This window comes from Nocardia sp. NBC_01388 (genome assembly GCF_045040085.1).
Classification (GTDB): Bacteria; Actinomycetota; Actinomycetes; order Mycobacteriales; family Mycobacteriaceae; genus Nocardia.
In genome coordinates this window covers 4,563,199-4,585,805 of sequence record NZ_CP109553.1, presented here as the reverse complement: position 1 = coordinate 4,585,805, position 22,607 = coordinate 4,563,199, and the positions used below count along the sequence as shown (strand labels likewise).

The 22,607-nt window shown below is 67.5% G+C and carries 22 protein-coding genes; 13 read left to right on the top strand and 9 right to left on the bottom strand.

Annotation, left to right across the window (positions count from 1 at the left end):
* Positions 1 to 15: 15 nt before the first annotated feature.
* The 7 genes from OG716_RS22580 (at position 16) to proB (ending at position 8,531) form a co-directional block, all read left to right on the top strand.
* A complete protein-coding gene (locus OG716_RS22580; RefSeq protein ID WP_405132769.1) occupies positions 16 to 432 on the top strand; it encodes a DUF4233 domain-containing protein in 417 nt (138 codons plus the stop codon).
* A 162-nt stretch (positions 433 to 594) separates the two neighbouring features.
* Positions 595 to 1,011, top strand: coding sequence for a nucleoside-diphosphate kinase (ndk, locus tag OG716_RS22575; RefSeq protein ID WP_405132768.1), 417 nt, complete (start codon positions 595 to 597; stop codon positions 1,009 to 1,011).
* Positions 1,012 to 1,476: 465 nt separating this feature from the next.
* Complete coding sequence (locus OG716_RS22570) at positions 1,477 to 4,704, top strand: translation initiation factor IF-2 N-terminal domain-containing protein (RefSeq protein ID WP_405132767.1); 3,228 nt, start codon at positions 1,477 to 1,479, stop codon at positions 4,702 to 4,704.
* Between the two features lie 362 nt (positions 4,705 to 5,066).
* Positions 5,067 to 5,378: a 50S ribosomal protein L21 gene (gene rplU, locus OG716_RS22565; protein WP_067568881.1), complete on the top strand. Its 312-nt coding sequence runs from the start codon at positions 5,067 to 5,069 to the stop codon at positions 5,376 to 5,378.
* Positions 5,379 to 5,492: 114 nt separating this feature from the next.
* Positions 5,493 to 5,759 (top strand): 50S ribosomal protein L27, encoded by a 267-nt coding sequence (gene rpmA, locus OG716_RS22560; protein WP_364698107.1) that lies wholly within the window; start codon positions 5,493 to 5,495, stop codon positions 5,757 to 5,759.
* A gap of 162 nt (positions 5,760 to 5,921) precedes the next feature.
* Positions 5,922 to 7,376, top strand: a complete 1,455-nt coding sequence (obgE, locus tag OG716_RS22555) for a GTPase ObgE (RefSeq protein WP_327144478.1) — start codon at positions 5,922 to 5,924, stop codon at positions 7,374 to 7,376.
* 21 nt (positions 7,377 to 7,397) lie between these two features.
* Positions 7,398 to 8,531 (top strand): glutamate 5-kinase, encoded by a 1,134-nt coding sequence (proB, locus tag OG716_RS22550; RefSeq protein WP_405132765.1) that lies wholly within the window; start codon positions 7,398 to 7,400, stop codon positions 8,529 to 8,531.
* Here the strand turns inward: proB and OG716_RS22545 are convergent.
* Positions 8,521 to 10,908, bottom strand: coding sequence for a DUF6585 family protein (locus OG716_RS22545; RefSeq protein ID WP_405132764.1), 2,388 nt, complete (start codon positions 10,906 to 10,908; stop codon positions 8,521 to 8,523). The two genes, proB and OG716_RS22545, sit on opposite strands and share 11 nt — an antisense overlap.
* Before the next feature lie 365 nt (positions 10,909 to 11,273).
* On the opposite strand from OG716_RS22545, the gene OG716_RS22540 reads away from it, so the two are divergent.
* Entirely contained in the window at positions 11,274 to 11,792 is a 519-nt protein-coding gene (locus OG716_RS22540) for a DUF4254 domain-containing protein (protein WP_405132762.1), read from the top strand.
* 255 nt (positions 11,793 to 12,047) lie between these two features.
* Here OG716_RS22540 and OG716_RS22535 read toward each other — a convergent pair whose 3' ends face one another.
* The 4 genes from OG716_RS22535 to OG716_RS22520 form a co-directional block, all read right to left on the bottom strand.
* Positions 12,048 to 13,139, bottom strand: a complete 1,092-nt coding sequence (locus OG716_RS22535; protein ID WP_405132760.1) for a methyltransferase — start codon at positions 13,137 to 13,139, stop codon at positions 12,048 to 12,050.
* Between the two features lie 73 nt (positions 13,140 to 13,212).
* Complete coding sequence (locus OG716_RS22530) at positions 13,213 to 13,446, bottom strand: hypothetical protein (RefSeq protein ID WP_405132759.1); 234 nt, start codon at positions 13,444 to 13,446, stop codon at positions 13,213 to 13,215.
* Between the two features lie 294 nt (positions 13,447 to 13,740).
* A complete protein-coding gene (locus tag OG716_RS22525; protein ID WP_405132758.1) occupies positions 13,741 to 14,106 on the bottom strand; it encodes a hypothetical protein in 366 nt (121 codons plus the stop codon).
* Positions 14,107 to 14,394: 288 nt separating this feature from the next.
* Positions 14,395 to 16,515, bottom strand: a complete 2,121-nt coding sequence (locus tag OG716_RS22520; protein ID WP_405132757.1) for a RecQ family ATP-dependent DNA helicase — start codon at positions 16,513 to 16,515, stop codon at positions 14,395 to 14,397.
* A gap of 69 nt (positions 16,516 to 16,584) precedes the next feature.
* On the opposite strand from OG716_RS22520, the gene OG716_RS22515 reads away from it, so the two are divergent.
* The 5 genes from OG716_RS22515 to OG716_RS22495 all read left to right on the top strand — a co-directional run bounded on the left by OG716_RS22515 (position 16,585) and on the right by OG716_RS22495 (position 18,972).
* Positions 16,585 to 16,971 (top strand): hypothetical protein, encoded by a 387-nt coding sequence (locus OG716_RS22515; protein WP_405132755.1) that lies wholly within the window; start codon positions 16,585 to 16,587, stop codon positions 16,969 to 16,971.
* Between the two features lie 138 nt (positions 16,972 to 17,109).
* The gene (locus OG716_RS22510; protein WP_355123325.1) at positions 17,110 to 17,592 is read left to right on the top strand and encodes a hypothetical protein; all 483 of its coding nucleotides are present in this window, start codon (positions 17,110 to 17,112) and stop codon (positions 17,590 to 17,592) included.
* Positions 17,593 to 17,737: 145 nt separating this feature from the next.
* Positions 17,738 to 18,043: a nuclear transport factor 2 family protein gene (locus tag OG716_RS22505; RefSeq protein WP_405132754.1), complete on the top strand. Its 306-nt coding sequence runs from the start codon at positions 17,738 to 17,740 to the stop codon at positions 18,041 to 18,043.
* A gap of 96 nt (positions 18,044 to 18,139) precedes the next feature.
* The gene (locus OG716_RS22500) at positions 18,140 to 18,604 is read left to right on the top strand and encodes a MarR family winged helix-turn-helix transcriptional regulator (protein ID WP_405139837.1); all 465 of its coding nucleotides are present in this window, start codon (positions 18,140 to 18,142) and stop codon (positions 18,602 to 18,604) included.
* A complete protein-coding gene (locus OG716_RS22495) occupies positions 18,604 to 18,972 on the top strand; it encodes a DUF5313 family protein (RefSeq protein ID WP_355123333.1) in 369 nt (122 codons plus the stop codon). The genes OG716_RS22500 and OG716_RS22495 overlap by 1 nt, the downstream gene beginning before the upstream one ends.
* 6 nt (positions 18,973 to 18,978) lie before the next feature.
* Here the strand turns inward: OG716_RS22495 and OG716_RS22490 are convergent, their stop codons facing one another.
* The 4 genes from OG716_RS22490 to OG716_RS22475 form a co-directional block, all read right to left on the bottom strand.
* Entirely contained in the window at positions 18,979 to 19,395 is a 417-nt protein-coding gene (locus OG716_RS22490) for a DUF4189 domain-containing protein (RefSeq protein ID WP_405132752.1), read from the bottom strand.
* 92 nt (positions 19,396 to 19,487) lie between these two features.
* Positions 19,488 to 20,441 carry an alpha/beta hydrolase gene (locus OG716_RS22485; RefSeq protein ID WP_405132751.1) on the bottom strand — a complete coding sequence of 318 codons (954 nt, stop codon included), beginning with the start codon at positions 20,439 to 20,441 and terminating at the stop codon, positions 19,488 to 19,490.
* Positions 20,442 to 20,557: 116 nt separating this feature from the next.
* Positions 20,558 to 21,310 (bottom strand): glucose 1-dehydrogenase, encoded by a 753-nt coding sequence (locus OG716_RS22480; RefSeq protein ID WP_405132749.1) that lies wholly within the window; start codon positions 21,308 to 21,310, stop codon positions 20,558 to 20,560.
* A 40-nt stretch (positions 21,311 to 21,350) separates the two neighbouring features.
* Positions 21,351 to 22,502 carry an LLM class flavin-dependent oxidoreductase gene (locus tag OG716_RS22475; protein WP_405132748.1) on the bottom strand — a complete coding sequence of 384 codons (1,152 nt, stop codon included), beginning with the start codon at positions 22,500 to 22,502 and terminating at the stop codon, positions 21,351 to 21,353.
* Between the last annotated feature and the right edge of the window lie 105 nt (positions 22,503 to 22,607).

Here is a 22,607-nt window from a genome sequence, read left to right as displayed (position 1 = left end):
GGAAATGGACAGAGCATGAGTGAGGACCAGCCTCTGGTGCCCGAGGGCGTGCCCGCCCCCGCCACCGACCCGTGGAAGGGCTTCCGCGGCGTCATGGCCGGGACGCTCGTCCTGGAAGCCATCACCGTGCTGCTCGCGCTACCGGTGGTCGCGACCGTCGGCGGCGGTCTGAAGTGGTGGTCCGTCCTCTATGTGGTCGGCCTGGGCGTGCTGATGTTCCTCGGCGCCGGCGTGCAGCGCCGCCCGTGGGCCATGGCCTACAACCTCGGCCTCCAGGTCGCCCTGCTGGCAGGCGGGTTCATTCACGTGTCCATCCTGGTCATCGGCGTGGTCTTCGTCGCCGTATGGCTCTTCATCCTCTTCATCCGAGCAGATGTGAAGAAGCGGATGGCCGCAGGCATGCTCCCCGGTCAGCGCATGTCGGAAGCCTGATCTTCTTATCCTCACGCGACAACAGATTTCGTGAGGTCGGGGTAACTCCTGGGGGACGCCCAGAACTCGAGGGGCGCCTAACCGCTGCCACGCGAATGGGACTTGGGCGGCTCTGAGCTGGGCGCTTAAGTTCCGGGGAGCCGGAGGAGCTACGGTATGCGCGTGACTGAGCAGACGTTGGTACTCATCAAGCCGGACGGCGTGGCCCGGGGCCTGATCGGGGAGATCATCACCCGGATCGAGCGCAAGGGTCTGAAGTTCGCGGCGCTCAAGCAGGTGAACGTCTCCGAGGAGATCGCCGCGGAGCACTACGCCGAGCATGCCGAGAAGCCTTTCTTCGGTTCGCTCATCGAGTTCATCACCTCCGGCCCGGTCGTCGCGGCCGTACTGGAAGGCCCCCGGGCCATCGCCGCTTTCCGCCAGATCGCGGGCGGCACCGACCCGGTCGAGAAGGCCGTTCCCGGCAGCATCCGCGGCGATTACGCCCTCGAGACCCAGTACAACCTGGTGCACGGCTCCGACTCGCCGGACTCCGCCAAGCGCGAAATCGCGCTCTGGTTCCCCGAATTCACCCTCTGAGCAAACCTCACGACAGGTCCCGGCGCCCTGTACCGCTCGGTACGGGGCCGGGTCCGGCTGTGCTCCGATCCGCGACGCGTGACGCCCGTAAGGGGTTCGTGGGCGCGGCGCTCCGAGGTCATGTGGGATACTGGCATCGGAAGTGGCCGCTGCCCGCCGTTTGCGGCAGGTGAGGGTCACATCTGATTGACACCACGGCACGACGGACGATCATCGCTGCCGCCGACGGCTTCAAAGACTCGGCTGTCGGGCGGCCCGCTGGATGAACGCTCGTGCTGTGGGGTTGAGCCAAACCACCCAGGCGCCACGTGACCAGTTAGCCCGAACGACGAAAAAATAGGTGATAACGGGCACGCGGCGCGCAGACCACTGATCTCGCGCCCATGGGCGCGAGGCGAAGACAGCGCCCCCGCGTCGGCCGCGTCACTCTCTCGAGGGACGCGCCCGGGGGCCCAAGGAGATTTCGTGGCCGAAAAAGAGCCGCAGGAAGCAACAACACAGGTGAACGCCGCAGGGGAGGCCGCGGACACACCCCCGGCTGCCGAACAGTTGCCGGAACGGATCCGCGTGCACGCACTGGCGAAGCTGCTGGGAGTCACCAGCAAACGAATCCTGGCCCACCTGACCGAGATGGGCGCCCAGGCCCGTAGCCCGCAATCGAGCCTGGATCGCACCGTCGCCGAGACCGTCCGCGACGCCTTCGGGCCCAGAGCCGTCGATCCGGCCCCCGCCACCGTCGACGAGGCCATCGTGAAGGGAGATGAGCTGGCCGCCGACGAACTGGCCGCCGAAGAGGTCGAGGTCGCGGAAGCCGCCGTGGTCTCCACCCCGCGCAAGCGCGCCCCCAAACTTTTCACCAGCCCGTTCCAGCAGCCGGAGCTCCCGGTCGAAGAGCCGGTGCAGTACCAGCCGTCCGGCCTGGTCGCCCAGCCGCTGTTCCAGTCGCCGGACTTCGCCGCCGCCGAGGAGGCCCGCCGCAAACTGCGGGCCGAGCGCAAGACCAAGGTCGAGGACAAGCCGAAGGCCGAGAAGGTCCAGGCCGAGGACAAGCCGCGCACCGAGGACAAGCCCCCGGCCGAGGAGAAGCTCCAGGCCGCCGAGAAGACCCGCGTCGAGCAGAAGACCAAGGTCGAGGCCAAGGTCGCCGAGGACAAGGCTGCTGAAGACACCTCTTCCGACGAGGGCGACGACGAGCAGGACTGGGACGGCGAACAGCGCGGTGACGGCGCTTCGCGGCGCCGCCGTCGTGGCCGTCGCGGTCGTGGTCGTGGCCGTGGCGAACAGCATCCGGATGACGAGTCGGGCGAGATCGATCCGGAGATCGAGGATCAGATCCGGGCCGACGCCGAGGCCGAGGCCGAAGACTCCGAGGACGAGGACGACGATTCGGCTGTGCCGGAGGGCTCGAGCAGCCGCCGTCGCCGTCGTCGTCGCCGTCGCAAGGGTGGCGAGGAGGCCGAGCCCGAGGCCGCCGCCTCCGAGGACGATCCGCCGAACACCGTCGTGCACGAGCGGGAGCCGCGCAGCAAGCGCCGCGCCGCCGCCACCAAGGATGTCGACGAGGTGCAGGGCATCAGCGGGTCCACCCGCCTGGAGGCCAAGCGCCAGCGTCGCCGGGACGGTCGTGAGGCCGGTCGCCGCCGTCCGCCGATCCTGACCGAGTCCGAATTCCTGGCCCGCCGCGAGTCGGTGGATCGGGTGATGGTGGTGCGCGAGAAGCACTTCCAGGACCACCCGACCTCCACCACGCAGGTCGCGGTGCTCGAGGACGGCGTCCTGGTCGAGCACTTCGTGACCAGTACCGGTTCCGCGTCCATGGTGGGCAATGTGTATCTGGGCAAGGTGCAGAACGTGCTGCCGTCCATGGAGGCGGCGTTCGTCGATATCGGCCGCGGCCGCAACGGCGTGCTGTACGCGGGCGAGGTGAACTGGGAGGCAGCCGGTCTCGGCGGCCGTGAGCGCAAGATCGAGCAGGCGCTGCGCCCCGGTGACACCGTGCTGGTGCAGGTATCCAAGGATCCGGTGGGTCACAAGGGCGCTCGCCTGACCACGCAGATCAGCCTGGCCGGTCGCTTCCTGGTGTACGTGCCCGGCGGCACCTCGACCGGTATCAGCCGCAAGCTGCCCGATACCGAGCGCAAGCGGCTCAAGGAGATCCTGCGCGATATCGTGCCGCAGGATGCCGGCGTCATCATTCGCACCGCGTCCGAGGGTGTCGAAGAGAACGAGCTGGCTCGCGATGTCGAACGGCTGCAGCAGACCTGGCGCACCATCGAGGAGCAGGCCAAGGGCGGCTCGGGTACGCCCAAGACGCTGTACGAAGAGCCGGACCTGCTGGTCAAGGTGGTTCGCGACCTCTTCAACGAGGATTTCTCCAAGCTGGTCATCGAGGGCGATCGCGCCTGGACGACCGTGGAGAACTACATCCGTACCGTCGCCCCGGATCTGCTGGTCCGCGTCGAGAAGCACGACAACAACGGCGTGGACGTCTTCGGCAGTCTCCGCATCGACGAGCAGCTGGCCAAGGCGCTCGACCGCAAGGTGTGGCTGCCCTCGGGCGGCACCCTGGTGATCGACCGCACCGAGGCCATGACGGTGGTCGACGTCAATACCGGCAAGTTCACCGGCGCCGGTGGGTCGAACCTGGAAGAGACCGTCACCCGCAACAATCTGGAGGCGGCCGAGGAGATCGTCCGCCAGATGCGGCTGCGGGATATCGGCGGCATGATCGTCGTCGACTTCATCGATATGGTCCTGGAGTCGAACCGGGATCTGGTGCTGCGCAGGCTGACCGAGGCCCTGGGCCGCGATCGCACGCGTCATCAGGTCTCCGAGGTCACCTCGCTGGGCCTGGTCCAGATGACTCGCAAGAAGCTGGGCACCGGTCTGGTCGAGGCGTTCTCCAGCACCTGTGAGCACTGCCACGGCCGCGGCCTCATCGTGCACAACTACCCGGTGGAATCCGCACCGGTGGAGGAGGGCGCCGCCCGTCGCGAGGGTTCGCGCCGTCGTCGCAAGGACCGCGGCAATGCGGCTCCGGAGACTCCGGCCGTGCCCGAGCCCGCCGCGCCTGTTGTCGTCGAGGAGACCGCGGAGAGCAAGGAGAAGGCCGCCGCCCGGCGCGCCCATCCGGTCGCGCTCGCCATGGCCTCGCATCACGATGAGGACGTGGACGACGCCACGTACGCCGAGCAGGCCCTGGCGAATGCCGCGGCCGCGGGTGCGGAAGCCGTCGCCGAGTCCGCCGCGGCGCGCTCTGCCGAATCCGGCGCGGTGCGTCATGGAGAGCCCGCCAAGGCGTCGACCAACGGAACCTCCTCGCACACAAGCGAATCCGAGGCCGCCGCGGATGCCGTGGTCGCCGAGGACGCGGTCGTGGCCGCCGCCGAGGCCACGGTGCAGGTCTCCGAGGCGCAGGCCGCGGCTCCGGTCACCCGGGCGCCCGAACCGGCGCCGGAGGTGACCGAACCCGCGCAGCCCGCTCGCCGGGCCGGCCGCCGCCGGGTGGCTCGTGCGGTGACAGCTCCGGCCTCCGCGAGTGAGGGTGCGGTGTTCGTGCTCTCCAGTGCGGATCAGCCGCAGACCCCGGGCCTGTCCCTCGCGGATCTGGCCCCGGCCGAGGTGGCTCCGCGAACTCGTCCCCGCCGTCGTGCCGCTGGTCGCCCTGCGGGCGCTCCAGAGGGCGAGAACTGATCATCCGAGTCCGATCCCGGACTCTGTCGTGGCCCCGCCCGTACCTACGGCGGGGCCACGGCTGTTCCCCAGGCCAGGCCGGTTTCGCGAGTGTTCATGCGCCCGGAACCCCCGGTTTGGACGCCCCGGCCGTGTCCTGTACTCTTGGACAGTCGCTGCCCCCGGCGACAGCGCTTGCTGTGCGGCATTATTCAGCCAGTAGCGCTGTGAGAACGAGGGCCGGTTCATGTGTGAACCACTGGCCCGAGGCGGCGGTGAATACCAGACCAGTCGTACGGCGGTTTCCGGTGCGAGCCGGAGGATCAGCCGTGTGAACACAGTGTTGATACAGCACTTGTAACAGGAAGAAGGGCAGCCGACCGATGGCAACGTACGCAATCGTCAAGACCGGCGGAAAGCAGTACAAGGTCGCGGTCGGTGACCTGGTGAAGGTCGAGAAGATCGAGGGTCTGCCGGGCACTTCCGTGTCCCTGGCGCCGGTGCTGCTTGTTGATGGCGCCGAGCTGACCACCGATGCTGACAAGCTGGCGAAGGTCTCCGTGTCCGCCGAGGTCGTCGAACAGACCAAGGGCCCGAAGATCCGCATCCACAAGTTCAAGAACAAGACCGGCTACCACAAGCGTCAGGGCCACCGTCAGAAGCTGACGGTCCTGAAGGTCACCGGCATCAAGTAATCCGACTTGGGGTTCGTCGCCCCCGATATGAGCGGTCAGGCCCGGAGGCGGCAGCCTGCTTAACCATGCAGGGCCCCGCTCATATCGCAAAATACACTGCACGAGGAGTTTGAAATGGCACATAAGAAGGGTGCATCCAGCTCGCGCAATGGTCGCGATTCGAATGCGCAGCGACTCGGCGTCAAGCGTTTCGGCGGCCAGGTCGTCAAGTCCGGCGAGATCCTGGTTCGCCAGCGTGGCACGCACTTCCACCCCGGCGTGAACGTCGGCCGTGGCGGCGACGACACGCTGTTCGCCCTCGAGGCGGGTGCGGTCCAGTTCGGCACCAAGCGTGGTCGCAAGACCATCAACATCGTGGTTCCGGAGCCGGTGTCGGCCTGAGCCGCACTGGAGCTAATCCACACGCACTTCGCGACGCGGGTCAGGGTGATCAACCCTGGCCCGTTTCGTTATTTCCACACCGTGCTGTTTTCAGAGTCACACCTCGGCCACCCTGGCCGTGCGATAGCGATCCGACTGTCCTGAAGGAGGATGATCACCGATATGTCCAAATTCATCGACCGTGTCGTATTGCACGTACATGCGGGCAAGGGTGGGCACGGATGTTCCTCGGTACGCCGAGAGAAGTTCATGCCGCTCGGCGGACCCGATGGCGGTAACGGCGGTAATGGCGGGGATGTGATCCTCGAGGTCGACGGCAATATCCACACCCTGCTGGATTTCCACTTCCATCCGCATGCCCGTGGTGGCAACGGTAAGCCGGGCGAGGGCAACGACCGCAGCGGCAAGCGCGGCGAGGGCCTGGTCCTGAAGGTGCCGGATGGCACGGTCGTGATGAGCGCCGACGGTGAGATGCTGGCCGATATGGTCGGCGTCGGCACGCAGTTCGTCGCCGCGCTGGGCGGCCGGGGCGGGCTGGGAAATGCCGCGCTGGTCTCGAAGGCGCGCAAGGCGCCCGGTTTCGCGCTGCTCGGCGAGGACGGGCAAGAGCGGGATCTGGTTCTCGAGCTCAAGTCGGTCGCGGATGTGGGCCTGGTGGGCTTCCCGTCGGCCGGTAAGTCGTCGCTGGTGTCGGTGCTGTCGGCGGCCAAGCCGAAGATCGCCGACTACCCGTTCACCACACTGGTGCCGAATCTCGGTGTGGTGCAGTCGGGTGACACCACCTTCACCGTGGCCGATGTGCCCGGGCTGATTCCGGGCGCGAGCGAGGGCCGCGGTCTGGGACTCGATTTCCTGCGGCATCTGGAGCGCTGCGCGGTACTGGCCCATGTGGTGGATTGCGCCACCATGGATCCGGGCCGTGATCCGATCTCTGACGTGGACGCGCTCGAGGCCGAGCTCGCCGCCTACAAGCCGGCGCTGAAGGCCGATGCCGAGCTCGGTGATCTGGCCGATCGTCCGCGCGTGGTCATTCTGAACAAGTCGGATGTCCCCGATGCGGCGGAGCTCGCCGAAATGGTGACCCCGGAGTTCGAGAAGCGCGGCTGGCCGGTGTTCGTCATCTCGGCGGTGAGCCGGGATGGCCTGCGGCCGTTGACCTTCGCGCTGGCGGACCTGATCAAGGAATACCGCGAGCTGCACCCGAAGGCCGAGGCGAAGCGCGCGGTCATCCGCCCGATCATCAAGGGCGACACCGGTTTCACGGTCATTCGTGATCCCGAGGTCGAGGGCGGCTTCCTCGTCAAGGGTGAGCGCCCCGAGCGCTGGGTCGCGCAGACCCAGTTCGACAACGAGGAGGCCGTGGGCTACCTGGCCGACCGCCTGGCTCGCCTCGGTATCGAGGAGGAGCTGGTCAGGCTGGGCGCCGAGCCGGGTGCGCCCGTGACCATCGGCGATTACTTCTTCGATTGGGAACCGCAGATCTCCGCCGGTGTGGAGGTCATGATGACCCGTCGCGGCGCGGATGCGCGCCTGGATCAGACCGAGCGCATCGGTGCGGCCGAGCGTAAGCACGCTTCGCGTGCGCGCCGCGGCCTGGTGGGCGACGAAGACCAGTAGTTCGAACAGAGGTGTGGTGCAGTGAGTTCGAGTATCACGCGGGTGGATTCGGGGCTCAGTGATGCCCGCCGTGCGATCGCGACGGCGCGCAGTGTGGTCGTCAAGATCGGGTCCTCCGCGCTGACGAGTCTCGAGGGCGGGCTGGAGACCGACCGCCTCGATCGGCTGGCCGATGCGGTGGAAACCCGCATGCGCGCCGGATCCGATGTGGTGGTGGTCTCCTCGGGTGCGATCGGCGCGGGTATGGCGCCGCTCGGATTATCCAAGCGCCCAAAGGATCTCGCGACCAAGCAGGCGGCGGCCAGTGTCGGTCAGCTGGCTCTGGCGCACGCCTGGGGCAACTCCTTCGCCCGCTACGACCGGGTGGTCGGGCAGGTGCTGCTGAGCGCCGGTGACTTCGGCCGGCGCGAGCATCACCGCAATGCGCAGCGCACCCTGGATCGGCTGCGCTCGCTGCACGCCATTGCCGTGGTGAACGAAAACGACACTGTCGCAACAGAAGAGATCCGCTTCGGCGATAACGACCGGCTGGCCGCCCTGGTGGCGCACCTGGTCGGCGCGGACGCGCTGATCCTGCTCTCCGATGTGGACGGCCTCTACGACGGCGATCCCCGCAAGGGTGCGGCCAATTTCATTCCGGAGGTGCGCAGCAGCGCCGATCTGGATGGTGTGATCGCCGGTAGCGGTGGCGCTCTGGGCACCGGCGGCATGGCCTCCAAACTCTCCGCCGCCCGGCTGGCGGCCGATGCCGGTGTGCCGGTACTGCTCGCCGCCGCTTCCGATGCCGCCGCCGCCCTGTCCGGTGCGACCGTCGGCACCGCCTTCGCCGCCCGCCCGGTTCGCCTGTCCGCCCGCAAGTTCTGGGTCCGGCACGCCGCCGACAGCCATGGCGCGGTGCACATCGACGCGGGCGCGGTGCAGGCTGTCGCCGACCGTCGCCGCTCCCTCCTGGCCGCCGGAATCACGAAGGTGGACGGCCGCTTCTACGGTGGCGATGTCATCGATCTCATCGCACCGGACGGCCGTATCGTCGCTCGCGGTGTGGCCGCCTACGACAGCGATGAGCTGGAATCGATGAAAGGCCGTTCCACCGGCGACCTTTCGGACGGTATGCAGCGCCCCGTCGTGCACGCCGACGATCTGGTCAAGCTTTAGCCGAAACTCGGAGCCGCTCCGCGAGTTCCAGGAATACGAAGATGTTCGGGACGGCGTTGGCCGGTGCCTTGACGAGCGAAAATCGTTGTCCCGCAACCCGAAGCGATATGAATCCCCGCTGGGTCCGGATTCCCTCGATATCGCTCCACGGCACCGATCGGCCACGTGCGGTCACGATGTCCCGGTTCACCGTGATCGAACCGAAGGTGAGTGTCTGCCCGGCTTCGACCGCTGCCAGCGCGCCGGGGAGTCGGGCCGCCAGTATCCCTTCCCGGATGACCGGTCCCCACTGCCCGGCTTCGACGAACTCGCCGCTGATCCGGTAGCTGCCGCCGCTCGGATCGGTGAGCAGATAGCGGTCCTTCATCGAGGCGATGGTGTCGGACAAGTACCACATGTACTTGGTCTCGACCAGGTCTTGCAGCACCGTCACGGTGTCCCAGCGGAAGACGGTGGTGGCGCCGCGGCCGAATATCACCACGCCGTGCTCGAAGAGGCTCAGCTGTGCGTCCCGGAATCCGGTGCCCGGCTTCGCGGCACGCGCGTATTTCGCGCGTGCCAGCAAATATCGTGGCGCCTTGGCGAAACTCTTGATTCGCGTGGCCACCAGCCCCAGGACGAGGAGCCCGGCGGCGGCCAGCGTGCCGGGGAGGCCCTTCTCCACCGTGCCGAAAATGAGCACGGCCGCCGCGACGGCGAGGGGAACCCCGTAGAGCAGGAGCGGCGATCCGCCGTACCAGCGGTGCGGGTGAGTGGAGAGATGGTGCCCGAGAAGGTGATTCGCGGCGGCATCGAGCGTGGATTCGGTAGGTCGTCGGCGCGCGGGCACCTCCGGTGACGAGGACTCGGTGTGCTGCTCGCGGCGTGTTCCGGCGTCCTGGTCGGGGTGCAGTTCGACCTCCTCCGACGCCTGGATCGCATGATGGATCGGCGACGGGTCCCTATCGCTGCCGATGATCAGCGTCTGCCCGCTGCCGGTGCTCGGATTCCCGGCCGTCACCCTGATCCGGTTGAACGGGTCGATCTCCGCGGTGATCTCGATGCGATGGGCGCCGCGCGGCGCGGCCGGCAGTCCGTCGAGATGCAGGACGCCGAGTAGCCGGTTGTGCTTCACGGCGTCGGAGATGCCTTGGAAGACTTCGACGGCGACGCGTGATCGATTGTCGGCGATCGTGGTGACGAAGATCGATCTCCTGGCGGGCAGGAGCGAGTTCCGATCGATCAGTGTCGCGAATCGTCTGCCCCAGACGGCGATTCCGAGTGGCATCGGGAGGCAGTCCAGCAGCGTGTGGTCGCGGACGGTGCCGTCGAGGACGCCGGTGATCGCCGCGAGCCCGATGGCGACGGCTTGCTCAGGCGGCAGGCCGCGGTACGGCTCCCGGTCACCGGCGAACTCGGTGATCAGTGCGTCGAAGGCCGGCATGCGACTCGCGGCGCCGATCGGGATCACGCGGTCGATATCGCGAGTCGTCAGGCCCGCGTCGGTGATGGCCGCGGCGATGAGTGCACGACACCGATCCAGCAGATCGGCTGTCATGGAGGCGAATTCGGCGCGGGTCAGCGTTTCGGTGAGGGACAGCTGGTTACCGTCCGCGTCGGTGGCGAGGGCCGGTACTTCGATGACGGTGCTCGGCATGCTGGAGAGTTCGTGCTTCGCAGTGCGTGCGGCGGCGGTGATCCGTACGAGCGCAGGGACATTCCGGCCCAGGTCGATGCCGTTGTGCGCGCGGAACTTCCGCACCAGGTGTGCGAGGATTCGCTGGCCCCACTCGTTGCCGCCCAGGGCATTGTCCCCGCGCACCGCGCGTACCTCGGCGACGCCGTTGTCTATCCGGACCACCGTGACGCTGAAAGTACCTCCGCCGAGGTCTGCGACGAGGACCGTCTCCGTGCACGGGTTGGTGTGCATGGCGTAGGCGAATGCGGCCGCACCGGCGTCGCCGACGAGGCGCAGGGGCCGCAGTCCGGCCAGGGTGCAGGCGTGTGTGGTTGCTCGCAGTTCGGCGGCTCCGAAGTACGACGGCACCGAGATCACCACATCGGTGATCTCCTCGCCCAGTTGAGCTTCCGCGTCGCGCTTGAGTTTCATCAGGACACAGGCGGCGATTTTCGGTGCGCCGAAAATGCGGCCCTCATCGGTGAATTGCCATTCGGTGCCGAGCTGTCGTCGCCAGTTGATGGCCGAGCGTCCGGGGTGTGAATGTGCCCGTTCGAATGCCTGCTGTCCGGCGAGCACCTTGCCGCCATCGATGAAGCTGACCACGGTGGATGTGAATGCGGAGCCTTCGGCGTTCGTGAGTATTCGGGGCTGCCCGTCTTCGAGGACGCACATGACCGAGTTCAGCGATCCCAGATCGATTCCCACCACGCGCGCCATGGCCGCCCCCTGCGAGTGTTCCTGTGCGACAGCGAAGATGTCACAGCTCGACGGTGCCACAGCTCGGCAGCGCCGACAATCCGAGAATCCGGACGAATCATCACGGACCAGTCGGTCTCCTTTATCACCTTCGGCCGCGTGTCGGGGCGGCGCGGCGTGTGAGGGGCACCGGAAGGCCATGGAAAGGGCAGTGGGCGGGCGCGATTTGCGGGGCATTCTGTAACTGCACCCGGCGCCGCATCGAGATGTGCCCTTCGCCGATAGCGGTTGCCTGGATCCGGCGCGGTCCGCCCTTGCCGCGCCGGGCTCGCGGTCCAGTGGCCGCCCGCGGCGCCGGGTGCGCCCGCACCGCCGTGGAGGTACGCATGTACATACCGCAACCGGACGACAGCCAGCTGTCGTGGGCGAATGGCCGTGACAATGTCTTCGTACCTCGCCCCCTACTCCCGGACTGGCATGAACTGCTGGCCGCGTTCTGCGGCCATATCGGGGATCAACCCGACGATCATCAGGTGACCCGCTGGGCCCGGGGCCTCGCCGAATTGCATCTGGAGCGCCGGGAACAGCCCCGGGACGCCGGTGGCATCGACGAGCTCCGCGCGCAGACAGTCACTTTCATCGACGACTGGGTGGCCAAGCGGGCGCGCCGCGGAGTAGTGCGCGGCGAATCGCTCGGCGCCGTCGTCGATGTGATGGCCGCCGCGCATGTGCACGCCGTGTATCTGCTCAAGACGGCGGAGAAGGTGTCCGATCACGAAGTGCACGCGGCCTGGTACCGGCTGGCGAAGATGGCGGACGGCTGGACCGATCAGGCCGTGCGGGTCCTGGGTTCCCAGGAACGCCGAAACTCGTCCGCCTACCCACGACTTCAGCGTCCGGCGTGAGAGCGACCCTGCGCTGCCTCGACTTCAGTGACCGGCGGTGTATTCACTCCTGAGCTGCGCTCGGAAGGCAGCGACGGGAGCTGTGGGGATGAGCGGCCCGGTGACTTTCGGAGTGCCGGGTCGGGTGCGGTGGCGTGGTGCTGGAACCCTTTGGTGCGGCGGTTATCCGAGGATTCCGGTGCTGTGCCGACCGTGCCCACACGAGCGGTGATCGGCGCAAGGGGGTCGATCACCGTTCGGGGGTGGGGATTTCGGTCAGGGTGCCGGGCGCGCCTCGAGGATGACATCCGGTGCGGCGGTGGGGACAACGCGGGTGAGGGTGAATCCGCTGCGGGTCAGCAGATTTCGGAAGTCGGCCTCGGTCCGTTCGCGGCCGGTGGCATTGACCAGCATCTCCAGATCGATGAACTTTCCGGCATGCGGGCGGTGGTGTTCGGGCAGCACGATTTCGATGATCAGCACGCGGGCAGCGGGTTCCATGGCGCTGCGCACGGTGCGCAGAATACGTTCGGCTTCTTCGTCGGACCAATCGTGGATGATGTGCTTGAGGATGTAGGCGTCGCCGCCCTTGGGCACCGACTCGAAGAAGGATCCGGTGTCGACGGTGAGCCGATCCGCCAGTCCCGCAAGCTGTACCGGCAGCGCCGTCACCACCTCGGGCAGGTCGAAGATGACGCCCCGGGTCATCGCACTGCGCTGCAGGATCTCGACGAGCAGGCTGCCCTCGCCCCCGCCGATGTCCACGAGCGTCCCGAAGCGCCCGAAATCGTATGCGGCGAGCAGTGGTTCGGTGGACAGCGTGCTGATGCTGGTCATGGCGCGGTCGAACAGTTCGCCGATATCCCGGTGCGCGGCGGCGTATTCGAAGAATCCCATCCCGTCCAGCGCCGGGCCTACTGCGTGGCCGGTGCGCACCGCATCGGCGAGGTGCGTCCAGTGTTTGCGGTGGTACTCGGATCCGAAGAACAGGAACAGGTCTCGCAGCGTCACCGGGGAATCGCTGCGCAGCGCCTGGGACATCCCGGTCAGCGCATATGACCCGTCCCGCTTCTGGGCGAAGATATCGAAGCTGATCAGCAGTCGCATGAGCCGCCGCAGCCCGTCCTCGTTCACCTCGATCGCACGGGCCAGCTCGACCGGCGACCGCGGCCCCTCGACGAGCGCGTCGGCAATGCCGAGCTGGGCGGCGGCGTGGATCGCCTGCGTCAGGAATCCGGTCATCTGCAGTTCGAGAATGGCGATATGCCCGGGCACCAGCCGTCGATGCAGCGCGGCCAGCCCGTCGCGGAACAGTCCCAGTGCCCGCAGCAGGGGCAGTGGCGGAATCTTGGATAGTGCGGACGCCATGGTGGACTCCAGCGGTCGGCGGCAGCGCGGATAGCTGGAGCCTACGCGGGTGCGCAGGCTCCAAGCGCGTTCACTATGCGCGCGATTCGAGGTTCTGGGTGATGCGTTCGAGGACCGAGACGGCGGTGCGGTATTCGTCATCGGTGATGCCGGTCAGGGAGACCTCGCGGAAGGTGTTCACCTGTGCGGCGACCTTGACGAGGCGATCGCGACCCTCGTCGGTGAGGGCGAGGTGATCGGGCGAGGGGCATTGCGCCCAGCCGTCGGCGAGCACGAAGAGCAGCCCGGAGGTGGCGGCGAAGTACACCAGGCCGAGCAGTAGGCCGGAGGTGAAACCGCGATTGCGCAGCAGGGAGGGTTCGAGCAGCGGATCGGCGGCATGCCGCTGGCGCAGGCAGAACAGCGCGAAGAACAGGAGGCCCGCGATGAGGGCGAGGATCGGCCGGGCGGTCCAGCCATTGGCCGAGCCGTCGATCAGGCCGTAGGGACAACCGCGAGGATGGCCCAGCGGGCGCGGGCGGTGCGGTGTGCTTCGGAGACCAGCGGCGAGGACCTGAGATGCCCTGGGGGAGAAGGGGGCCTCGCCGGAACGGGGCGGTGTTCAGGAAGGTGTGAAAGCGGGGGCGTTTTTCTGCGCCCACTGGTGGAAGGTGCGGGCGGGCTTGCCGAGCAGGATCTCGGTGGTGTCGGCGATGGTCTCCGGACGCGCGGTGGCGGCGACCCAGTTGGTCAGCAGCGATTCGGCGATACCGGCGGGCATGTAGGCCGACATCTGTTGCAGCGCTGTGTCATGCGTGATGGTGGTGAACGGGATATCGCGGCCGATGGCCTCGGCGAGGAGAGCGATCTGGGTGCGGAAGGTCAGTGTCTGCCCGCCGGTGAGGGTGAATGTGCGACCGCGCAGTGCGATGACCTCGATTCCGGCGGGAACAGTGAGGGCGGCCGGGTCGCTGCTGGCGGCGTGCAACGGCAGTCCGGCGGTGTGCGGTGCGGTGAGGACGGCGTGGCCGATCTTGCCGGACGCGGCAGGAGGTCGATCGGCTGCTATCGCTTGCGGGGTGTCAAATCGCGGCCCCCCGCGGCAGGCACTGTGCCGAGTGACAGGCCCGGCTGCGCCTCGGCGGATATTCCGATAGCGGCAGACGACAAGCCGCGTCGTGGGTTACGGGTCGTCGTTAGGCCGACCGCCGGTGGAGGCGGTCAGCTTTCGGCGGCCCAGGGGCAGCCTGGGGTCGGAGGACTCCAGTGGCGCAGGTCAGGAGGGGGTGGCTAGGGCGAAGGGGAGGATGGCGTCGGCGCCGGCGGCGCGGAGGGCGCGGGCGGCCATGGTGAAGGTCCAGCCGGTGTCGGTGAGGGCGTCGACCAGGAGGATGGGGCCCTGGACGTCGGTGAGATCCGGTGTCTCCCAGGCATTGTTGAGCGCTGCCACGCGGTGGGCCGAGTTGACGGCGGAAATCGGGGGCAGGTCGGGGCGCAGGTGCAGGATGCCGAGGTCGCGCAGGCGGCCGATTTCGGCGAGGCGGGCGGCCAGCGAGGTGGTCAGCAGGCGGCGGCCGGGGGAGTCCAGGGCGATGACGGCGGTCGGCCGCTCGTTCCAATCCCATTCGTGCAGCACGGTGGTGCAGGCCTTGAAGACCTCATCGGGCACCGGGGCATCGGGTGCGTCGAGCAGGGCGCGCAGGCGCTGACCCCAGCCGAGGTCGCTGAGGCGGCCGAGTACCCGGCCGACCTCGGGAGCGTCGGAGATCTTGCCGGACAGGGAGATTCCGAGTTTCGCCATACCGGTGGGCCACTGCTTGCGCGGCGCGAGGTCGATGCCGGGGCGGTCCAGCCGGGCTCGGATGGCGGCCAGATCGGTGGCGTCCACGGCGGTGTTCTGGCGGTCGCCGGTGCAATTGTCGCAGCGGCCGCAGCCGGGGGCACCCGGCAGCAGATCCGGATCGTCGAGCTGACCGCGCAGGAAGTTCATCCGGCATTCGGTGGTCGACTGGTAGTCGATCATGGCCTGCTGCTCGGCTTCCCGGGCAATGGTCAGGCGTTCGTAGCGTTCGGTGTCGTACCCCCAGGGCTGGCCGGTATTGAGCCAGCCGCCGCGCACCCGCTGCACCGCGCCGTCCACATCGAGCACCTTGAGCACCATTTCCAGGCGTGAGCGATTGAGCTCCACCAGCGGCTCCAGCGCGGCCGTCGAGAGGGCGCGGTCGATGCCCAGCGCCGCCAGCACCGAGCGCACGATGTGCTCGCGCGGGAAGGCCACCGAGGCGAAGTAACTCCAGATCTGGCGATCCTCCGGCCCCGGCAGCAGCACCACCTCGGCGCGGTCGGTGCCACGGCCGGCACGGCCGACCTGCTGGTAGTACGAGATGGGAGAGGAGGGCGCACCCACGTGCACGACAAAGCCCAGATCCGGTTTGTCGAAGCCCATGCCCAGCGCCGAGGTGGCGATGAGCGCCTTGACCTCATTGGCCAGCAGTGCGGTTTCCAGAGCCTCGCGCTCGGACGGATCGGTCTGCCCGGTGTAGGCGGCGACATGGTGCCCATGCGAATTGAGCACATCGGCGAGATCGTGCGCGGCGGCGACGGTGAGCGCGTAAACGATGCCGGAGCCCGGCAATTCGTGCAGCCGCCTGCTGAGCCAGGCGGTGCGCTCCACCGCATCGGGAATGCGCACCACCGACAGGTGCAGCGATTCGCGATCCAGCCCGCCGCGCAAAACCAGAGTGTCGGTGCCGATTTGGGTCGCCACGTCGGTGACGACGCGATCATTGGCGGTGGCCGTGGTGGCGAGCACCGGCACATCCGAGCCGAGATCGGCGATGAGCGTGCGGATTCGGCGATAGTCGGGCCGGAAGTCATGGCCCCAGTCCGAGACGCAGTGCGCCTCGTCGATCACGACGAGCCCGGCATCGGCGGCCAGCTTGGGCAGCACCGCATCGCGGAAGTCGGGATTGTTCAAACGCTCGGGACTGACCAGCAGCACATCGACCTCGCCCGCGGCGACCTGCGCATGGATATCGTCCCATTCGGTGACGTTGCCCGAATTGATCGTTGCCGCAACAACTCCGGCTCTTTCGGCCGCGACAACCTGGTTGCGCATGAGCGCCAGCAGTGGTGAGACGATCACCGTCGGCCCGCGCCCCGTCGCCCGCAGCAGCTTGGCCGAGATGAAGTACACCGCCGATTTACCCCAGCCGGTACGCTGCACCACCAGTGCCCGCCGCCGCTGCACCACCAGCGCCTCGATGGCAATCCACTGATCCTCCCGCAGCCGCGCCTGCGGCCCGGCCAGCTCGCGCAGCAGCCGCTCGGCGTCCTCCCGCAGGTCGGTGGAGAGGGTGCTGGTCGGGGTCGCGCCGGTCGAGGTCACGCGCTCCATCGTGCCTCACCGCACCGACACCACGAAGCTCCCATCGAACCTCGCACCCCGCCGCGCCGTCGGCCGCCCGTGAGCCGCAGGACACGCGCGGCGCCTCAGCGGCCGCTCACCGCCGGATTCGGCCACGGGAGAGGCCGCCCGGCTGCGCCGTGGCCGTGTGCCACCACGAACGCACCGCCGTTCTGCACCGCGTCGGGCACCGACGGTCTGCGGATTCGGCCGCTGCTCAATCATCAGGTGGTCATGGATGCCGTCGAGGCCGCGGATCTGACGCGGGCGCTGCGCCCGCGCCTGGCTGTGCCCATCCACTACGCGTTCACCAGTGGACCGCTGGGTGACCGGCTGATGACGAAATCGGACCGGAATCGGCCCGATCTCTTCCGTGCTGCCGCAGCGGATCTCGCGCCCGGCACCACTGTGCACATTCTGGACACGGGCCGGTCGCTGGCGGTATAGAACGACCGCTTCGATGGGCGAAATCTGCTGGTTGTCCGCCTTGGATTGCGGTGCGGTCAAGATCGCGCAGAAACCCCGGCCGCAGCGGACAATGAGGTACCGGAAGCCGCTCGGCCTCCGGTGAGCAGGGAGACGGTGATGCCGGAGAAGTTTCCGTCGCCCGCGGGGTGGACTCCGCCGGGGGCGCAGTTTCGAAGTAGTGGGAACGTTTCGCGGACCGTGGTCGGTTCGGTGATCTGCCTGGTGGCAACGCCTATCGGGATTGCGTTCTCCGCCAACGGCGCGGCCGACACCAGACAGTGGGTGATTCTCGGGGACTTCTCGGATCGGCTGGGCTCGACCCTGCAGATCCTCCTGGGTGCGGCCCTGTTCCTGCTGGTGGCTGCGCTGGCCGCCTATTCGCCCGTGGGAACCATTGTGGCGGGCCTGGTTTGGGGTGTGCTGCCCGGACTCATTCACATGATCTTCCCGAACGACACCTTCCGATTGATCGGCGAAATCCCTTTGGTTTCAGACGATATGCACGTGGCACTGTTCCAGTGGTTGCAGACAGGCTTCCCGCTCGTCGTCGGCATCCTCTTGATCGGCGCCGGCGTGGCGGCCACACTGCGTCGGCGCTGACGCTCACACAATATTGGACCGTCGCACCCAAAGCGGGTGCGACGGTCCAATATTCACCCTTTCACGCACAGCACCTGCCGCAGCGTGGCAACTACATCCACCAGATCACGCTGCGGCCTCAATTGCCGTCTTCGAGATCCCGTTTGTGATTCCCGGCTTCCCGAACCGGTTCGAAGGCCGCGAGGAGATTCGCGCGCACCTGGAGCGCTGGTGGTCGCCGCAGCGGCTTTCGGGCGTTGTGGTGCACGGCGTGTACCCGGCCATCTACGAGACGTCCGATCCCGAATTGCTCTGGGTGGAAAACGATGTCGAGCTGACCAGGCCGGGCGCCGAGCGCGCCCGGGTGCGCACGTCGGTCAATGTCGTCGGCGTGCGCGACGGGCAGGTGGTGCTGTTCCGCGACTATATGGATACGAACCGGGTCGCCGAGATGATCCAGCTCATGCAGTGAGTGTGACCTGATCGACTCTTCGATCGCGTGCCAATCGTTAGTGTGTTAACTATTATTGCCCTAACGGTAGTGATTGCGGAGGGCTGAGCTGTGGAGCTGGATATCGAGGATCCGCTGCGGTTGGACCGGCAGGTGTGTTTTGCGCTCGCGGTGGCCAATCGCGCGGTACTGGCCGTCTATCGGCCGCTGCTGGAACCCATGGGGCTGACACATCCGCAGTATCTGGTGATGCTGGCCCTGTGGGGTGCGGCGCCCATGTCGGTCAAGGACATCGGCGAGGCCATCCAGCTCGATTCGCCGACACTGTCACCGCTGCTCAAGCGGCTCGAGGCCGCCGGGCTCATCACACGGCGCCGGGACACCCACGATGAGCGCAATCTTGTTGTCGATCTGACCGCCGCGGGCCGGGAGCTGCGCAATGACGCGGAGCGGATTCCGCCCGCGGTGGTCGAGCGGCTCGGTGTCGGCCTGGCCGATCTGGAAGACCTGCGCGATGTGCTCAACCGCGTGAACACCGCGGCCCGCCGTGCGTCGGCCGATACAGCGAAGGGAGCCCGGTGATGAAGCGTCCCAATCCGATTCAGTGGGTCGGCTACTCCATGGGTGCTCGCCTTCCGGATTCACTGCAGGAGTGGGTCCGCAACGACCTGACCGGAAAGTTCGCCGTACCAAGGCATCTGGTGCGCGGACTGTTCCCGCTCACCCCGATCTTCGCGGCTTTCCTGCTCTTCCCCGGCGAACTGTGGCTCCGCGGTGCGATGGTCCTGCTCGCCGTCCTGCTGGCGGGTTTCTACATCATCGCCTACATGCCCATGAACAGGGTGCATCGACTGGGAAAGCACGGTCTCCCAGCGGATTTGGAGAATCCCGTCCGGGCCGGCCGCCGGGCGGCCGAGCGCGCCGCCTACGAGGCGCGCTACGGACGCTGAGCGCGACTACTGAATGTTCGGGGTGCAGGCCGAGGCGACAATGTGTGCCGCCTGCGGGCTGGCGCTGCCGAGGTCCGGGAACGGCGGGTTGCTCTGGCCGAGTCCGGTGATCGCGGCCTGCTCGGCCTCATCGCGGGAACCGGCTGCGGCCCAGCCGAAAGTGCCGTCCGCGCCCTGGGCGACCGCACCGCAGCCGTCGGTGAAGTGCAGGACGAGAGTGCAGTCGTAGCTGGCGCAGTCGCGAATGGCGTCGGCATCGGCCGACACCTTGCTCCGATCGGTCGAGACGACCGCGGCATTGCGGATCTTGGAGACGGCGATGGTGCCGTAGTATTGCGCGGCGGCCTCGGCATTTCCGGCGGCAGCCAGGGCGCAGGCAGCGGTCACGGCGGCGGTCAGGGCGGTGGTGCGTACAACCGACAAGAGAATTCCCGATGTTTCAAACAAATGACGGACGTCCGCGATGCTAGCCGCGCCTCGGCCGCCCGGCCAGGAATTCGCCGATCGAGATGTGGTCAGCGAGTGGGGATCCGGGCCAGGGCCCGGCGCAGCGCGGCGAAGGCGGCGGCATTGGCACGCTGGGTTTCCGGCAGATGCCAGGCCATCGACATGAAGCCGTGGATGGTGCCGTCCCAGCGCTGGATCTCGGTGTGCACACCGGCTTCGCGCAGCAGTTGGCCGTAGACCTCACCCTCATCGCGCAGCGGATCGAATTCCGCGGTGGCGATGTACGCGGGCGGGAGGCCGGTGAGATCCGCGCCGAGCGGATTGGCGTAGGGATCGCTCGCATCGGTGGCAGATGTCAGGTATTGCTCCCAGTACCAGCGCAATTGAGGTGCGGTGGTGAAGTAGCCGTCGGCGTTCTCGGTATAGGAGACGCTGTCGCAGGCTGGGTCGAGCATGGGATACATGAGCAGTTGGAAGGCGATGTCCGGGCCGCCGTTGTCCCGGGCCTGCAGGGCGGCGACGGTGGCCAGATTTCCGCCCGCGCTGTCACCGGCGACCGCGACGCGGGCCGGATCGCCGCCGAGGGCTTCGGCATTGTCGGCGACCCAGCGCAGCACGGCATAGGCATCATGCGCGGCAGCGGGGAACCGGGCGTCGGGGGCGCGCCGGTAATCCACCGAAATCACCATCACCCCAGCGTCATTCGCCATGGTGCGGCAGAACCGATCATGGCTGTCGAGGTTGCAGAGCACAAATCCACCGCCGTGATAGAAGACCACCACGCCGGGTGTCTGCTCGGCATCGAGCGGCCGGTAGAGCCGCACGGGGATCTCGGGGGCATCGAGGGGTCCGGGAATCAGCCACTCTTCCACTCCCGCAACGGGAATGGGTTCGACCACCGGTGCGGGCCGGGCCGCGAGGAAGGCGCGCGCTTCGGCGGCGTCGGTCACCTCGGTGCCGAGGGCGGGGAAGGCGGCGGCGGCCGCGTCGACGAAGACCTGCCATTCGGGTGACAGTGGCATCGCGGACTCCTCAGGTGGACAGGGGATTTCGATTGGAATGGCGCGCCGCCCGCCTCGCAGGTGCGGGCGGCGCACCGACCCGTGCGGAACGTCCGAAACAGCTCCGCGCGGATGGCTTACATGCCGCGCGGAATGAACTTGCCCGCGGCGAGCCCGCCGTCGATGGCCACCTCGGCGCCGGTGATGTACCCGGCGGCATCGGAGGCGAGGAAGGCGACCAGTTCGGCGACCTCCTCGGGCAGGCCGGAGCGCTCCAGCGGCAGGTTCGGGAAGCTGCCCGGACCGGTGGTCAGGTAGGGGACCATCGGGGTGGCGATGGGGCCGGGGTACACCGAATTGACGCGGATCTGGGACAGGCCCAGCTCCAGCGCGGCGACCTTGCTCAACCCGCGCAGACCCCATTTGGAGGAGCCGTAGGCGGCGTGGTTCATCAGGCCTTCGAGCCCGGACTGCGAGGAGATATTGACGATGGCGCCGCCGCCCGCGTTGATCATGGCCGGGACAGCGGCCTTGATGCCGTTGAACGCGCCGATCAGGTTCACCTTCAGAATGCGTTCCAGCTCATCGGAACCGGTCTCCATGAGCGGCTTCATGGTGTAGATGCCGGCATTGTTGACCAGGACGTCCAGCTTGCCGAAGGCCGACACCGCCGTGCTGACGGCGGCAGCCCAGCTGTCGGTATCGGTGACGTCGTGACGCACGAACAGGGCTGCGCCGCCGAGGGATTCGGCGAGCTCCTTGCCCTCGGTCTCCAGCAGATCGCTGATGATCACCTTCGCGCCGCGCTCGACGAACAGGCGTGCCTCGGCAGCGCCCTGACCGCGGGCGGCACCGGTGATCAGTGCGACTTTGCCGTTCAGATCGACCATTTCGGATTCCTTCTACTCGTTTCGACAGTGCTGGTTCGCATTACGGCTGTTTCGCCTGACGACTGTGCGTATTACGGAAGTGGGGGATGACCTTCTCGCCCCACCGGCGGATGGTCTCCATGCATGCCTCCTGCGGCACCGTGCCCATCTGGATGAGGCACAGGATTTCGTCGGCGCCGGCGGCCTGCAATCGCTCCACATACGCGATGGCGTCCTCGGCATTGCCGTACGCGTGCTCGGCATTGAAGATGGCGGTGGACCCGGACTTCACCGGAATCTTGGCCTCGTGCAGGTAGGCGATGTGCTCCTCGGCAGCTTCACGGATCTTGGCGACCTCGTCGACGGCCGGATCCACGGCCTCGTCGGGTACGGGCCCCGCACCGTAGTAGTGCTTGATGGCCTGCGCGAAGAACCGCTGCCCGCGCGCCCCGATCTGCCGGGCCCGCTCGCGATCGTCGAGCACGATGGTCGGGCACAGTGCGGCGAAATGGTCGTTGACCACGGTCGAGACGAATCGTTCGCCGGTCCGGGCGGTGATCGCGGCGTCGTAGATGCGCCGCAGTTCCGCGATCTCCTCGACCCCGGCGAATCCGAGCACCAGTGCTCCGATGCCGTATTCGGCGGCCAGTTTCAGCGTGTCCTTCCTGGTGCACGCCATGAACAGCGGTGGATGTGGGCGCTGCACCGGACGCGGCAGCAGATGATGCGGATCGATATCCAAAAGCTCACCGTGATAGGAGAATTCGCCCTCGGGATCCTGCCATGCGCTCGCGATCAGGCGCAGCGATTCCTCGACCTCCTGATAGGTGCGGGCGGGATCGACGCCGCACATGGAGGTCTCGACGGCGGTGGCCCCGCGCCCCGCGCCCAGATTCACCCGCCCGCCCGACAGCACATCGAGCATGGCGGCGCGTTCGGCGGCGCGCACCGGATGGTTGAAGTTGAACGGCATGCAGACCACGCCGTGCCCGATGCGAATGCGCTCGGTCCGCGCGGCCACCCAGGTCAGGAAGATCTCCGGTGCGCTCATATGCGCGTACCACTTGAGCCCGTGGTGCTCTACCGCCCATACGGTGTCGAAGCCCATCCGATCCGCGAGCACGGCCTGCTCCACCGAGTCGCGCAGCACCTGGGCCTCGTGCTCGGCGGTGGGATTCGCCATCTGTGCTTCGAAGATCATGGAGAACTTCATCCGGGGCTCCCTACCAGCGGCAGGCTCGTCCGGCCGCTATGCCTAACCGGAATACTTCAGGACCCATAGCCTCAGGTCATTCGGTTGTCTCAGTGGCCGGGACCA

What these genes read in the sequence shown, in the direction of transcription:
- OG716_RS22580 (WP_405132769.1), top strand. Translation starts at nt 16, where the DNA reads ATGAGTGAGGACCAGCCTCTGGTGCCCGAGGGCGTGCCCGCCCCCGCC.
- rplU (WP_067568881.1), top strand. Translation starts at nt 5,067, where the DNA reads ATGGCAACGTACGCAATCGTCAAGACCGGCGGAAAGCAGTACAAGGTC.
- rpmA (WP_364698107.1), top strand. Translation starts at nt 5,493, where the DNA reads ATGGCACATAAGAAGGGTGCATCCAGCTCGCGCAATGGTCGCGATTCG.
- obgE (WP_327144478.1), top strand. Translation starts at nt 5,922, where the DNA reads ATGTCCAAATTCATCGACCGTGTCGTATTGCACGTACATGCGGGCAAG.
- OG716_RS22545 (WP_405132764.1), bottom strand. Translation starts at nt 10,908, where the DNA reads ATGGCGCGCGTGGTGGGAATCGATCTGGGATCGCTGAACTCGGTCATG.
- OG716_RS22540 (WP_405132762.1), top strand. Translation starts at nt 11,274, where the DNA reads ATGTACATACCGCAACCGGACGACAGCCAGCTGTCGTGGGCGAATGGC.
- OG716_RS22535 (WP_405132760.1), bottom strand. Translation starts at nt 13,139, where the DNA reads ATGGCGTCCGCACTATCCAAGATTCCGCCACTGCCCCTGCTGCGGGCA.
- OG716_RS22520 (WP_405132757.1), bottom strand. Translation starts at nt 16,515, where the DNA reads ATGGAGCGCGTGACCTCGACCGGCGCGACCCCGACCAGCACCCTCTCC.
- OG716_RS22510 (WP_355123325.1), top strand. Translation starts at nt 17,110, where the DNA reads ATGCCGGAGAAGTTTCCGTCGCCCGCGGGGTGGACTCCGCCGGGGGCG.
- OG716_RS22495 (WP_355123333.1), top strand. Translation starts at nt 18,604, where the DNA reads ATGAAGCGTCCCAATCCGATTCAGTGGGTCGGCTACTCCATGGGTGCT.
- OG716_RS22485 (WP_405132751.1), bottom strand. Translation starts at nt 20,441, where the DNA reads ATGCCACTGTCACCCGAATGGCAGGTCTTCGTCGACGCGGCCGCCGCC.
- OG716_RS22480 (WP_405132749.1), bottom strand. Translation starts at nt 21,310, where the DNA reads ATGGTCGATCTGAACGGCAAAGTCGCACTGATCACCGGTGCCGCCCGC.
- OG716_RS22475 (WP_405132748.1), bottom strand. Translation starts at nt 22,502, where the DNA reads ATGAAGTTCTCCATGATCTTCGAAGCACAGATGGCGAATCCCACCGCC.